Origin of the sequence: Bacillus sp. SDLI1, from assembly GCF_001553895.1 — a bacterium.
Lineage (GTDB): Bacteria > Bacillota > Bacilli > Bacillales > Bacillaceae > Bacillus > Bacillus siamensis.
Window position 1 is genome coordinate 2,410,145 of the sequence record NZ_CP013950.1, and the last position, 12,035, is coordinate 2,422,179.

Sequence of the window (12,035 nt, forward strand, 5' to 3'; positions counted from 1 at the left end):
TATAAATGTATAGCTCTAAGTTTTGATCCATTTAGGGGTTAATAATAGCAATTAACATAGATAGAGATGCAGATGGTTATACAGATGAAATCTATTTATAGATATTTTCTAAGTTGCCATCTGCATTATCATACCCTTTTACTTAAATAAAGTGAGGAGAATGTTATAACATGAACAGTATTGAACAATGGATAGACTATATAAATCATGATGTTAATTGCTTTTTGCACGATATTAATTTTGAATACTTAGAGAATAGATTAACTCTTTATTTCAAGGTATATGATGGAGGAGAAAAAGCCACTTTAAAAGAAATTACATTTAAAGATGTAAACGGAATTTATTTCGGTGTTAATAACAAGTTGGATAAAACTATGCCCAGTGATGCTAATTGGTACCTTGAAGAAATCAGTTATTTCAAAGAGGGAATTGGAAAAATGCAAAATGGTATATTAGGTGATCAAGTCTCAAGTGCTAATTTTCTTATAGAAATTAACGGAACTTTACTTGCTATAGAATGTAAATATATATACTTTGATTCTAAAGAATATCAAGTGTTTAATTATCACGAGAAAACTGAAAAAAATCAAAAGAGTCATATAGTGGCTGGAATCAAAAAAATCTTTTCAAGGAGGGAGGATTCAGGTGAATAATCCATTACAAAAGCTACTGATTGATTCGGAATGCATCGTATTAAAAACAGATTTTCATTTCTTTAAAAAAGAGTTTATTCTTCATTTGGAAGTGAATACGAAAGGAAAGAAGCAACAGCATTGTATTGAATTCAAAAATGTATCATCATTATTTTTTTATGCGGGCAAGGAATCATCTTTAGATGGAGTCAATGCAGAGAAAAGATGGAGGTTACATTCGTTCTCATGCTATCCTCAGGGGATTGGAACAATATATCACCCTTTAATTGAAGATTATGAATCGAATGCAAACATTTTGATTGGGATTAACCAAGCAGTCTATGCAATTGAAACTGAACGGGTGATCTTTGATTCAACTGAAATATATGCATCAGATAAAGATTGTTCGTAACGAAGAATTTATCTAGATGGTTTTGAAAGGTAATTCCTCTCTTGTGAGGTCTGGCTTTACATTTGTCTTAATAAAAGAGGCAGGAGATGACCATGTACAAAACAATAAATGAATGGGTAGATTACATAGATGGGGGGTGCAGTGTCCTTCATTTAGATTTTAATGTGTTTAAAAAAGAACTCTCATTTGATATTAAGGTTTTTGAAAGTGAAGCTGAATATACGCATAAAATATTATTCCAAAATACAGCATCTGTTTATTTTAGTGCAGATATTGGTGATATGAGATTAGAAAAAATAGATCCGGAAGAATACAATTGGCAAGTATTTGAGATGAGTTACCACCCGGAAGGAATCGGAAATCTATCAAATGCTGTAATTCCGGAGTATCAATCAAATGCTAACTTTCTTATTAATATGAACAGCATGCTGATTGCTGTAGAAGCTGAAACCGTTCGCTTTGATGATCAATCATTTTATGCGTATCATTCGAAATCATAAATAAACAAATAAGAGAGGTTCCCAGCCTCTCTTTTCTTACAAATAAAACCGCTTTTACGCGGGAAACCGTTTGCGGAGGTAATATGAGCCGTCCTTTACATTTACAAAAAGAATCATTGAGGGCTATAGGGAATCTGGATGTGATTAACCCGTTGAAATACAACTCAATATATTCATGTGATCTAGTGAGTAAAGATACTTTTTTCCAATTAATGAATGACTTAGAATTCGAAACAGTTCTGATAGAAGTAATGGCATCACCTTCTTTTATTGAGGGATGGAAGAAGAAGGTTGAAAAGAAAATGATACATATGAATACGATATCGAAAAAGTTAATTCATATTGAATGTGGTCTGACAAAAGAAGAATTGATGGCAGACCACTTATTGGATGAATTATATTTTTTAGCATCGATCAATGATTTTGTTGTTATAATAGCAAACCCTTTCAACAATAAGTCCTACATGAATCCGAACACTCAAAAGGTTGATGTTACTACTGAAAATAATGAAAAAATCATTTGGTTTGAATACGATGCAGCAGATTTATATATCATTGCTTAATTTAATATAAATCCAGATTCTTAATCAACGGAGTGTTGCTGATGTTAGAACTTACCGCAGAGCGTGTTGGGTCATATGAAAGGGAAAATATCATTTATTTCAATGCGGGCCGGGATGATCAGGTATTTATTGTGTCGGTGCACGATGACAAAGTAATATTGGAGGTTATGAAAGGCAGCTCTCTTTTAATCAAAAAAGAGTTACACGGATTTTCTGAAGATGCCCATTTCTATCTGGTTGATTCGTATGATGACACTATCGTTATCGTTTACCTGGAAAATCATACGTGTCAATTGGCTGCATACTGCGTAAACAGTAATAAAATCAATCCGATTTGTTCTTTTCTATTAAGCGCCAATGTATTTCATCTGAGTGAGGATGGGTTATTATGGATCGGATTAACAGACGAGGGTATGTATGATGAGAGGAATCCTCAAGGAAAAGCGATATTTGCTTTTCATACAGAAGACAGAACGTTTTATTTTGAAGACGATTTTAAAGAAATGATGCATGAATGCTATGCCGTACAATCGATCAAATCTGATTTGTATGTATGTTTTGAGGGAGAGGATTGCTGTATCATCGGGCATTATCAGGTTGGACGTGACAGAATTCGTACTGTTGCAGAATATGTGCTGGACGGCGATCAATACTCCTATTGTGATCAGCTGTCCGTTTCGAAAAAAAGGGTGCTTCTGATTCAGAGTCACGAGGATAACCTATTTGCATTTCATGAAGAGAACAAAGGCTTATCAGAGACTGACGTCATGATACACGGTATTGATAGAAAAGGAAAAACAACGTACAGAGCCGTACAGGACCGTATGTTTATCTTTAATGATAACGATTTATATCTGGTAAAGTTTTGATGGTTCTGTGCAGCATGAAAGTATCCTGTAAGGAAGTGCTCAGTGATGAGAGAAAAGTTAATTGAAAAGCTTGAGGAAAACAAGAGGAATCTTTTAATGAAACATGTTTGTACCGAATTAAAATCTTGTGAAGAATCAGGATTTGTTTATCAATTTGCTGACGCAGATCAAAGCAGGCAGATATTAGAGACCGTATTATCGAATTCTTTCCAAAGTGCAGTGCGTGAAGTTGATATAAGCGACAGGGAGACAGCCGTATCGCTTATTTTAGAAAACATTGCGGATATGGGGGTTGAACGGATGAATGATATTGTTTATCTGTTTCATCCGTATAGTAATGAAGTCGGTGCTATCAAATGTGCGCTGAAGGATTGTGCAAGTCATCTGCACTGTCTCATGGATTTTATAGATTTTGAAGGCCGGCTGCTTTCTAACAGCTTTATTGTAGTGGAGCCGTCCTTCTCATTTTCTGTCTGTTTATTTCACACAGAATACGGCTGTGAGCTTGTGTGTAAACCGCCGAAAAGAGGTACAAAATGCATCCCTTTTTTATAAAGAACACAAAGGAATTGGCGATTTTTCAATCCCAAATATATTCCTTATTTCATGAAAATAAAACGTTGCCCGAACAAGTATTTAAACAACAAAAACATTATTATCTATTCGAGGAATTCCACTGGGTCTTGTCTGAAGAAGGCTGGGAGATGCTCAAAAGTTTGGCGCATCATCATCACGATGAATTTATCTTAATGGCCGTTCTGGCACAACCGGATGATATGAATCGGTTTTACGAGGAATTCGGATATTTTAACTGGTTAAAGATTCCTTTAAATATAACCGAAGATGAATATCTTTCAATCCTAACTGATTATCCAAAGCACAGTAAAAATGACAGCATAATGAATATTGCATCCCGCGTCGTATGGGCTTCACCAACTTTAAAGTGGGCGATTTATGGAGAGAGAGATTTTGAAATCTGTATTCTAGGAATTGATCAGGAGACTGCGGGAAAAACGTTAGGATCATGGAGGCCCTTAGATGATCGTGTTTTAGACTGGGTATCAGTTGTATTCCCGGATCAGATCGTTCCGGATGAATTTCAAAAAAAGCTCGCCACGCATTATAAATAGCAAGGGGCAATGACATGAAAATAAAAATGAACAAGCTATTCGAAGAATCAGTAAAAGGATGTTTTTGTCATTTTGATAACTGCGGGCGTCTGTATCTAGGAAGGCATCAGAATGACGGTCTTTCGTTTACGATCATCGACGAATCGGGGAATAGCCGAGTGATTCATATCGATGAACAAATTCTGTGTGAGGATATTATGCTGTTTCAACAGAGTTTGGCTGATAGGTATGTGCTGATTTTCTTTGAATCGCATGAGTATAAAGTGAAAGTATTTTCAGCAGATGGAACAGAACAATGTGCATTTTCTCTGCCTTCAGGGGTTTCATGCAGTCTTTTGGACGAAAAACAAAACCTGTGGATCGGTTTAAGTGATGAAGGTATCTATAGTGATGAAAACCCTGAGGGGCACAGTGTGCTGTGCTATTCATTAGATGGCCGGCTGAAGAAAACTCACATTGATCAGCAGCTTTCGGAAATATACGCGCCCGCGGCAGATGACTGCTATGCACTTGCAGAAAAAGACGGACTGATCTACATGCTGTATTACTCTTATACAGTCATTGCTGCGTTTGATGAAACCGAAGTGAAACGAGTGTGGATTATTTCTGATAAAACATATTCCGGGGTTTACGACCAGCTAGCGATTTCAAATGACGGGTTTTGGGTATGCAAAGATGATCATTCACTGTTTCTCATTCCGGCTGATATCAGTCTGCCGATGCAAGAGGTGACGTGCTGTGATCCGGATGGCTATGAGCTTTCCGGGCATCAGCTGAAGCTGACTGGCAATGTCATTTACGCGGTCTCGAATTCGGGGATTTATAAGCGGGATATCAGTAATGGGAAAATAAAATGAATTCTTCTTGGCTAAATAAGATGTTAAGATCCAACAGATATTCTTTAAATAATGACGTCATCAGAAACTTGAAATTACACAAAAAAGAATTAGAGGGTCCGCTGCCTTCAGATGCAGGAAAATTTGAAGAAGACTTTGAGGGTGCTGCCTGCGCTGGGGATTTTTATGAATACTTCGCGTTTGTCTGCGGCAGCTTAGATTTTGTTTTGGCGAATAAACAAATGCCTGCGCGGCAGCGTAAAGCCTTATATAAATCCTTTTTTGAGCTTTATCCGCAATATGCACAGCTGAAAAACGCTTTAACAGATTATCCGGAGCTCAGCCGGGAAATCGGGCGGCACGAGCGGGTGAGAAGGCTGTTGGTCAGCATTTTAAACAAGAAATGAAAGGCAGGCTTCTGACGTGAAAGAACCAACAATGGCAGAATGTCTGAAAAAGGCTGGTCTGATCTTGAACGGTCAAGCGGAGAGGGAAGAAGTGTCGGATTGGGCGTCTGAGTATGTGGCTGCAGATGATCCGGCGGTTGAGGACGAAACCGTTTGGGAGATGCTCATATATTTGAGCGGGTTTGATCTGAAAGATACGCCTGATTCGTATCTGCATACGATAGAAGAATTAAGATATTGGTTGCAGGAATATATGAAAACGCAAGAAGAAAGGGTACATCCATGTCGGAATTAGTCTTTACAAGAATCAATACAAAAATAAACACAAGCGGCCCAATCATTTTGTCCATGAATGCAGCGGAACTCATCGTACTGGCTCAGGAAAAGCGGAAAGATAAATATATCAACCGCATTTTCATATTCCGGAACAGGGATGGATATTTACGTCATCGCTATCAAATTGAAACATCAAAGAAAATAACCGGTGTTCAGAAATCCGGGGATTTATTTTTATTTATCATTCATATGGACTATAAAGATGGGATGGTTCATGAAGAACCGAATATTTATGTATGGCACCCGATTAAAGGGTTTTGTCATTCGTTTTACGGGGGCCGTTATATCCGGTCAATGACAGTCGATTCTGCAAATCATTTGTGGCTGGGATACGATGAAGCGGGAATATTTTCTTGTCTGGACGACGATATCAGTTCAAAAGGCGTGACCCGCTTTCCTTTTACAGACGGAACTTGGAAATCTCGTTGTGAGTCTTTCTGTACGTATCCGCACCTTATTGATCATTTTTATGGAGCATATGCAGAAAAGAATGCCCTGTATCTTCATTATCATACACTTGGTGAAGATTATATTCGGAAGGTCGATTTGCAAGGCGAAACGTTAAGCTTTCAGAAGGCAGACTTTGACTTTAGTGCACAATTCAAGATTGATTCATCATATTACTTTTTGATTCGGAATGAAGCTTCGTGCCGAATTGACAAAGCACTAAAATTTCATAACATGACAAAACAGGCTGGGCAATACCAGCTCACTGATAAAGTCTCAAGAAAAGCTCTCCGTTTTACGCAAGTGACTGCGTATCAAGATAAGGCTGCGGGGATTGATGAGAGCAACCGACTTTACTTACTAAGCTGACAGGCGGCTTTTGAACAAGGGAGAGCAGAGATGAGACGTTTGAACTGCGGGAGGCAGAAATACATGAATTGGCATGGTTTGAGTGAAGAGGAGACAGAGTGCTTGTGGCGCAGGGTGAATCGCGCAGTGAAATGGAAACCGGGCAGTATATTTGCTTCAATGAAACCTCCAAAGCCGTTTCAGGTCTTTGATGCATCTCAAGGATTCAATGGTATCGGTTTTCTGGAAGATGCAGAGATGCAGATTCTAAAGGCATTTCAATCTTGTACGTTAAAGCATGAGTTTATGTATGCGCTGGACTGGCAGCATGAATGTTATCTATTTAATCCTCATGCGCCAATTGATAAAGATGAATTCGGTGAATGGCTTGTCCCCGTTATTCCAAACGGAGACTATGGTTTCTTTATTCACCAGGATTTTCAGTGGGGGCTGTTGGGGGATCCGCGGCAGCAAACCATTACGATATTTGGCTCACCGCTAATAAGGGCGATAGAAAGAAACGCTCCTGTCTTATTTCAAAAGTGAAGACAGCTTGTGAATGAATTTCATGCTTTTACGGGAGGAGGAATAACAGGATGACAGAAGAAGAGTTCGGAGCTGCGGAAAAAAGCTTGAGAGCGTCTTTTCCGAAAGCATATAAACGGCTGCTTCATAAAAAGAACCCTGCGGAAATTGGAGAATGGATTTTTTTTCCTGTCCGTGAACAAAGCCGCTTACAGAAAACTTGGGATGATGTGATCAGGCAAAACAGTGTGTGCAGAGAAGAGAGCATGCCCGACGATATGATCGTAATTGCCGACAACGGAACCGGAGATAAGCTGTGCTTGAAAAAGACGGACGGCGTAATGGAGGAGACTGTTTATCTGTGGGATCATGAGACTGCCGATGTTGAGTTGTATGCCGCTTCTATAGGAGAATTTATAGAAAATGAAAAAGAATAAGTGGCTGATTCAGGAGCTTTTAGAATTCCGTCTCTTCCGGAAACGAGAGATTTCTGTAATTGAGTTGGCGTTTTCCTTCGAGTATGAACATCAGCTCATTTGTTTGAGGCTCATGTGCAAAGACGTTTCTTTCGTGCAAATAAAAGAAATGGAGAGTCATGCGGCTGGTTCAGGCATTGTAACAATTGATCCTGCTGCTGCTGGAGATGAGGGACAGCGTTTTCTCGTGGAGGAGTGGGAGAACCAAACGTTCCGCTTTTACTGCTGTCAATATGAAGCAGCAGCAGAGGAGAAGGAGGCACAAAATGGAGTGGCACAAACATGAGAAAGCAGTTATGCTGCGGCCGGATTCGCCGGGTTGTTTTGAATTGACGGAGTTTATGTTCTATACCGGATATAACGAGTATTATGATAAAATCCCGGTGTTTGAGCTGAGGCTGACTGATGGACAGTATGATGCTGTGCTGCGGTTTGAAGGTGTGAGTGCTGCCCGGCTGGATGACCTGGAAAGCATCACCGACATCCGTCTGGGTATCAGCCCGGTCGACGGCGGCTGGGAATCGATACGCTATTATGTCGATGACGGGGAAGGAAGAATGAGCTTCTATTGCGCCAAGTGGGTCGTGCTTGACATGAAGAAAAAGCAGTCTCCGAATGTCCCCGCAAAACGTCAGGGTAAAGCGGCGGCGTTTCGCGTATAATGAGGGGAGCCGGACAGAGAAGGAGTTTAGTTATGAATGAGTTTAATGAATACGCGATCAGCCCTGATATCCAACGGGCGCTGAAAGGATTGCAATACACCGAGCCGACTGAAGTGCAGCGGCGCGTCATCCCCGCCGCGCTGCAAAAAAAAGATCTCGTCGTCAAATCGCAGACGGGCAGCGGCAAAACCGCGGCCTTCGGCATTCCGATCTGCGAGCTTGCGGAGTGGGAGGAAAACAAACCGCAGGCCCTGATTTTAACGCCGACCCGCGAGCTTGCGGCGCAGATTAAAGAAGATATTACGAATATCGGCCGTTTTAAACGGATAAAAGCCACGGCGGTTTTCGGAAAAGCTTCTTTTGATAAACAGAAAACCGAACTGAAGCAAAAAAGCCACGTTGTTGCCGGAACGCCGGGGCGAGTGCTTGATCATATAGAAAAAGGGACGCTGCCGCTTGAACGGCTGGCGTATGTGGTGATTGACGAAGCGGACGAAATGCTGAATATGGGATTTATTGAACAGGTGGAAGCCATCATTCAGCATCTGCCGAAAAACAGAGTCACCATGCTGTTTTCAGCGACGCTGCCTGACGACGTCGAGAAGCTGAGCCGCACATATATGAAAGACCCTGAATTGATTGAAGTAAAAGCGGAAGGCCTGACGACAAAAGATATTGAGCATTTTGTCACCGGAACAGCAGAAGAGGATAAATCATCATTGCTGTGTGATGTCCTGATCACCGAAAACCCGGACAGCTGCATCATATTCTGCCGGACAAAAGAAAGAGTCATCCAGTTAACCGATGAGCTGGACAGGCTGGGCTATCCTTGCGATAAAATTCACGGCGGCATGGTGCAGGAAGACCGCTTTGACGTCATGAATGAGTTCAAGCGCGGCGAGTTCCGCTATCTCGTTGCGACCGATGTTGCCGCCAGAGGAATTGATATCGAAAACATCAGCCTCGTCATCAATTATGATATTCCGCTTGAAAAAGAAAGCTATGTGCACCGCACTGGCCGAACGGGGCGCGCCGGACACCGCGGCCGGGCCATTACGTTTGTGACGCCGTTTGAATCGCGGTTTCTGAATGACATTGAGACATATATCGGTTTCCGCATCCAAAAGCGTGAAGCACCGTCAGAAAAAGAAACAGCGGAACGGAAAGCGGCTTTTGCGGAAAAATTGAACGCCCGCCCAGACGTCAAAACAGACAGAAGCGAACAGTTAAACAAAGACATCATGAAGCTGTACTTTAACGGCGGGAAGAAAAAGAAAATCAGAGCCGTTGATTTTGTAGGAACGATCGCCAAAATTGACGGTGTGACAGCTGATGACATCGGCATTATCACAATCATGGACAACGCCTCTTTCGTGGAGATTTTAAACGGAAAAGGCCCTCAAGTTCTTAAAGTGATGAAGAACACAACCGTCAAAGGGAAAAAGCTGAAGGTGAATAAAGCGAATAAATGATGAATGACCTGCTCCCAGTTAAAGGGGCAGGTCATTTTGCTGCTGGCTGATATCGGCACTGTTCTCTTCCGGCACAAATGCAAGGATGGCAATGCCGATCACAAATAACAAAATCAGACTGAACACGGCGGCTGACGAATTCCCGGTCAGCTGGGCGGTCACGGCAATCAAAAGCGGGCCGATAATCGAAGCGAACTTGCCGAAGATATTATAAAAGCCGAAAAACTCATTGGCGTGCGGTTTGGGGACAAGCTTGGCAAAGTAAGAGCGGCTCAGCGCCTGAATACCGCCTTGGGAAGTGGCGACAAGCATAGCCAAAACCCAGAAATCAAAAGCGGAATCCATAAAATAAGCATACGTGCAGACAATCATATACACGCCGATTCCGGCATAAAGCATCGTTTTTCCCTTAAACCGTTCGGCCAGCCGCCCGTACAAAATCGAAAAAGGCGCGGCGACAACCTGTGTGACAAATAAAATAATCAGCAGATTTGCCGCGCTGATGCCGAGGTCTGCCCCGTATGACGTCGACATCGTAATGATGGTGCCGACCCCGTCGATGTAGAAGAAATAGGCGAGCAGAAACAAAAACAGCGCCCGGTACTTCCTGATCTGCTTCAGCGTGCCGGCCAGCCGTTTAAAACTGCTGACGACAAGCCGCGGCTCTCTCTCGATATAATAGCGCTGGCGGACGCGGCGAAGGAGCGGAATCGTGAACAGTCCCCACCAAGCCGCCGTAATCAAAAAGGCAATGCGGCCCGCAGCCTGGGCGGACAGCGGAATCACCCCCGCTTGTGCTGACAGAATGACGGCAATGCTGAGGAGAAAAGGGATCGTGCTGCCGATATAGCCCAGCCCAAACCCCCTGGCCGACACCATATTCATCCGCTCCTTTGCGGCCACATCAACGAGAAACGCATCATAAAACACATTAGATCCGGCAAAGCCGATCGTGGAAATCGTATAACAAATTAACAACAGCATCCAAGATTCGCCGGGAATCAAAGCCAGCGCGGCGGTGCCCGCCACACCAATCAGAAAAAAGAAGGCAAAAAACCGTTTCTTGCATCCTTTGTAGTCGGCAATCGTTCCTAAGACGGGGCCGAGCATCGCCAACATAAAAGTCGCGGCGGCAATCGTATAGCCTAAATAAGCTGTGGAATCCGCCGCGCTGACGCCGTTCTCCGCCGCGGCCGCTTTAAAAAACAGGGGAAATACCGCCGTCATAATAATGACCGAATAAGCTGAATTGGCCCAATCATACAGCATCCAGCTGCTTTCTTCTTTCGAAAACCGTTTCATCACACACGCTCCTTCTCAAAAACCGGTTCTCTACATTATATGCGCCTCATCCGCATCGTTGGACAAAGATTTCTGCACCCTGTTTTCTGATTGACCTGGAGATATTGACCTAGTTCAAAAAGGATGTACAATCAAGGTGTGGCAGGTAATGGTCAGGCGGGAGGGAGACAGAATTGAAGATTGCGAAAGTCATTAATAATAATGTCGTCAGTGTGCTTAAGGAAGGCAATCAGGAATTGGTTATCATGGGCCGGGGCATTGCTTTTCAAAAGAAAATAGGAGACCCTGTAGATGAAGCACGCATTGAGAAAGTGTTCACCCTCGATAACAGAGATGTATCCGAAAAGTTCAAAACCCTTTTGTATGATATCCCGATCGAGTGTATGGAAGTATCCGAAGAGATTATCAGCTATGCGAAATTACGGCTCGGCAAAAAGCTCAACGACAGCATTTATGTGTCGCTGACCGACCATATTAACTTTGCCATCCAGCGCAATAAGAAAGGGCTGGATATCAAAAATGCCTTGCTGTGGGAAACAAAAAGGCTCTACAAAGACGAATTTGCAATCGGAAAAGAAGCGCTGATCATGGTGAAAAACAAGACTGGCGTGTCTCTGCCGGAGGATGAAGCAGGCTTTATTGCGCTGCATATTGTAAATGCCGAGCTGAATGAGGAGATGCCCAATATCATCAGCATTACAAAAGTCATGCAAGAGATTTTGAGTATCGTAAAATACCATTTTAAGATTGAATTCAATGAAGAATCACTTCACTATTATCGGTTTGTCACCCACTTAAAGTTTTTCGCACAGCGTCTTTTTAACGGCACACACATGGAAAGCCGGGACGATTTTTTGCTGGAGACAGTGAAAGAAAAATACCATCGGGCGTATGAATGCACGAAGAAAATCCAAACCTCCATGGAGAGAAAGTATGAGCACAAGCTCACTAGTGATGAGCTGCTGTATTTAACGATTCATATAGAAAGGGTAGTCAAACAAGCATAATGAGAGCGTTATCATTTTTGTTTTTACATATGAGCCTAAATTACAATGAGTGCGGATCATCTCTTACTGTGCTAATGTAATTTAGGTTTTTTAAGATTCATTATTATCATT

At 42.1% G+C, this 12,035-nt stretch carries 18 protein-coding genes; 17 read left to right on the top strand and 1 reads right to left on the bottom strand.

What is annotated here, in order from left to right:
- The first annotated feature begins 170 nt into the window (after positions 1-170).
- From AUL54_RS11555 to AUL54_RS11630, 16 genes are all read left to right on the top strand, one after another.
- Entirely contained in the window at positions 171-653 is a 483-nt protein-coding gene (locus AUL54_RS11555; protein WP_060963906.1) for a YxiG family protein, read from the top strand.
- Entirely contained in the window at positions 646-1,044 is a 399-nt protein-coding gene (locus AUL54_RS11560; protein WP_060963907.1) for a YxiG family protein, read from the top strand. The genes AUL54_RS11555 and AUL54_RS11560 overlap by 8 nt, the downstream gene beginning before the upstream one ends.
- 86 nt (positions 1,045-1,130) lie before the next feature.
- On the top strand, positions 1,131-1,544 hold the full coding sequence (locus AUL54_RS11565; RefSeq protein ID WP_060963908.1) for a YxiG family protein: 414 nt from the start codon (positions 1,131-1,133) through the stop codon (positions 1,542-1,544).
- Positions 1,545-1,627: 83 nt separating this feature from the next.
- Complete coding sequence (locus tag AUL54_RS11570) at positions 1,628-2,107, top strand: hypothetical protein (RefSeq protein WP_060963909.1); 480 nt, start codon at positions 1,628-1,630, stop codon at positions 2,105-2,107.
- Between the two features lie 41 nt (positions 2,108-2,148).
- A complete protein-coding gene (locus AUL54_RS11575) occupies positions 2,149-2,976 on the top strand; it encodes a hypothetical protein (protein WP_060963910.1) in 828 nt (275 codons plus the stop codon).
- A gap of 96 nt (positions 2,977-3,072) precedes the next feature.
- The gene (locus tag AUL54_RS11580; protein WP_235588369.1) at positions 3,073-3,531 is read left to right on the top strand and encodes a YxiF family protein; all 459 of its coding nucleotides are present in this window, start codon (positions 3,073-3,075) and stop codon (positions 3,529-3,531) included.
- The gene (locus AUL54_RS11585) at positions 3,513-4,106 is read left to right on the top strand and encodes a hypothetical protein (protein WP_060963912.1); all 594 of its coding nucleotides are present in this window, start codon (positions 3,513-3,515) and stop codon (positions 4,104-4,106) included. Before AUL54_RS11580 ends, AUL54_RS11585 begins: the two co-directional genes overlap by 19 nt.
- A gap of 14 nt (positions 4,107-4,120) precedes the next feature.
- The gene (locus AUL54_RS11590) at positions 4,121-4,963 is read left to right on the top strand and encodes a hypothetical protein (protein ID WP_060963913.1); all 843 of its coding nucleotides are present in this window, start codon (positions 4,121-4,123) and stop codon (positions 4,961-4,963) included.
- A 20-nt stretch (positions 4,964-4,983) separates the two neighbouring features.
- On the top strand, positions 4,984-5,349 hold the full coding sequence (locus AUL54_RS11595) for a YxiJ family protein (RefSeq protein ID WP_060965092.1): 366 nt from the start codon (positions 4,984-4,986) through the stop codon (positions 5,347-5,349).
- 16 nt (positions 5,350-5,365) lie between these two features.
- Positions 5,366-5,644 carry a hypothetical protein gene (locus tag AUL54_RS11600; protein ID WP_060963914.1) on the top strand — a complete coding sequence of 93 codons (279 nt, stop codon included), beginning with the start codon at positions 5,366-5,368 and terminating at the stop codon, positions 5,642-5,644.
- Positions 5,632-6,501 (top strand): hypothetical protein, encoded by an 870-nt coding sequence (locus tag AUL54_RS11605; protein WP_060963915.1) that lies wholly within the window; start codon positions 5,632-5,634, stop codon positions 6,499-6,501. The genes AUL54_RS11600 and AUL54_RS11605 overlap by 13 nt, the downstream gene beginning before the upstream one ends.
- Positions 6,502-6,564: 63 nt before the next feature.
- The gene (locus AUL54_RS11610) at positions 6,565-7,026 is read left to right on the top strand and encodes a DUF2716 domain-containing protein (RefSeq protein WP_060963916.1); all 462 of its coding nucleotides are present in this window, start codon (positions 6,565-6,567) and stop codon (positions 7,024-7,026) included.
- A gap of 50 nt (positions 7,027-7,076) precedes the next feature.
- The gene (locus tag AUL54_RS11615; RefSeq protein ID WP_060963917.1) at positions 7,077-7,442 is read left to right on the top strand and encodes an SMI1/KNR4 family protein; all 366 of its coding nucleotides are present in this window, start codon (positions 7,077-7,079) and stop codon (positions 7,440-7,442) included.
- Positions 7,429-7,767: a hypothetical protein gene (locus AUL54_RS11620; protein WP_060963918.1), complete on the top strand. Its 339-nt coding sequence runs from the start codon at positions 7,429-7,431 to the stop codon at positions 7,765-7,767. Before AUL54_RS11615 ends, AUL54_RS11620 begins: the two co-directional genes overlap by 14 nt.
- A complete protein-coding gene (locus AUL54_RS11625) occupies positions 7,748-8,143 on the top strand; it encodes a hypothetical protein (RefSeq protein ID WP_060963919.1) in 396 nt (131 codons plus the stop codon). Before AUL54_RS11620 ends, AUL54_RS11625 begins: the two co-directional genes overlap by 20 nt.
- A gap of 32 nt (positions 8,144-8,175) precedes the next feature.
- On the top strand, positions 8,176-9,615 hold the full coding sequence (locus AUL54_RS11630; protein WP_060963920.1) for a DEAD/DEAH box helicase: 1,440 nt from the start codon (positions 8,176-8,178) through the stop codon (positions 9,613-9,615).
- An 18-nt stretch (positions 9,616-9,633) separates the two neighbouring features.
- Here the strand turns inward: AUL54_RS11630 and AUL54_RS11635 are convergent, their stop codons facing one another.
- Positions 9,634-10,920: an MFS transporter gene (locus AUL54_RS11635; protein ID WP_101605349.1), complete on the bottom strand. Its 1,287-nt coding sequence runs from the start codon at positions 10,918-10,920 to the stop codon at positions 9,634-9,636.
- Positions 10,921-11,090: 170 nt separating this feature from the next.
- Between AUL54_RS11635 and licT the strand changes: the two genes are divergently transcribed.
- On the top strand, positions 11,091-11,924 hold the full coding sequence (licT, locus tag AUL54_RS11640; protein WP_060963922.1) for a BglG family transcription antiterminator LicT: 834 nt from the start codon (positions 11,091-11,093) through the stop codon (positions 11,922-11,924).
- Positions 11,925-12,035: the final 111 nt, after the last annotated feature.

What these genes read in the sequence shown, in the direction of transcription:
- AUL54_RS11555 (WP_060963906.1), top strand. Translation starts at nt 171, where the DNA reads ATGAACAGTATTGAACAATGGATAGACTATATAAATCATGATGTTAAT.
- AUL54_RS11565 (WP_060963908.1), top strand. Translation starts at nt 1,131, where the DNA reads ATGACCATGTACAAAACAATAAATGAATGGGTAGATTACATAGATGGG.
- AUL54_RS11570 (WP_060963909.1), top strand. Translation starts at nt 1,628, where the DNA reads ATGAGCCGTCCTTTACATTTACAAAAAGAATCATTGAGGGCTATAGGG.
- AUL54_RS11575 (WP_060963910.1), top strand. Translation starts at nt 2,149, where the DNA reads ATGTTAGAACTTACCGCAGAGCGTGTTGGGTCATATGAAAGGGAAAAT.
- AUL54_RS11580 (WP_235588369.1), top strand. Translation starts at nt 3,073, where the DNA reads ATGAAACATGTTTGTACCGAATTAAAATCTTGTGAAGAATCAGGATTT.
- AUL54_RS11585 (WP_060963912.1), top strand. Translation starts at nt 3,513, where the DNA reads ATGCATCCCTTTTTTATAAAGAACACAAAGGAATTGGCGATTTTTCAA.
- AUL54_RS11590 (WP_060963913.1), top strand. Translation starts at nt 4,121, where the DNA reads ATGAAAATAAAAATGAACAAGCTATTCGAAGAATCAGTAAAAGGATGT.
- AUL54_RS11595 (WP_060965092.1), top strand. Translation starts at nt 4,984, where the DNA reads ATGTTAAGATCCAACAGATATTCTTTAAATAATGACGTCATCAGAAAC.
- AUL54_RS11605 (WP_060963915.1), top strand. Translation starts at nt 5,632, where the DNA reads ATGTCGGAATTAGTCTTTACAAGAATCAATACAAAAATAAACACAAGC.
- AUL54_RS11610 (WP_060963916.1), top strand. Translation starts at nt 6,565, where the DNA reads ATGAATTGGCATGGTTTGAGTGAAGAGGAGACAGAGTGCTTGTGGCGC.
- AUL54_RS11615 (WP_060963917.1), top strand. Translation starts at nt 7,077, where the DNA reads ATGACAGAAGAAGAGTTCGGAGCTGCGGAAAAAAGCTTGAGAGCGTCT.
- AUL54_RS11620 (WP_060963918.1), top strand. Translation starts at nt 7,429, where the DNA reads ATGAAAAAGAATAAGTGGCTGATTCAGGAGCTTTTAGAATTCCGTCTC.
- AUL54_RS11625 (WP_060963919.1), top strand. Translation starts at nt 7,748, where the DNA reads ATGGAGTGGCACAAACATGAGAAAGCAGTTATGCTGCGGCCGGATTCG.
- AUL54_RS11630 (WP_060963920.1), top strand. Translation starts at nt 8,176, where the DNA reads ATGAATGAGTTTAATGAATACGCGATCAGCCCTGATATCCAACGGGCG.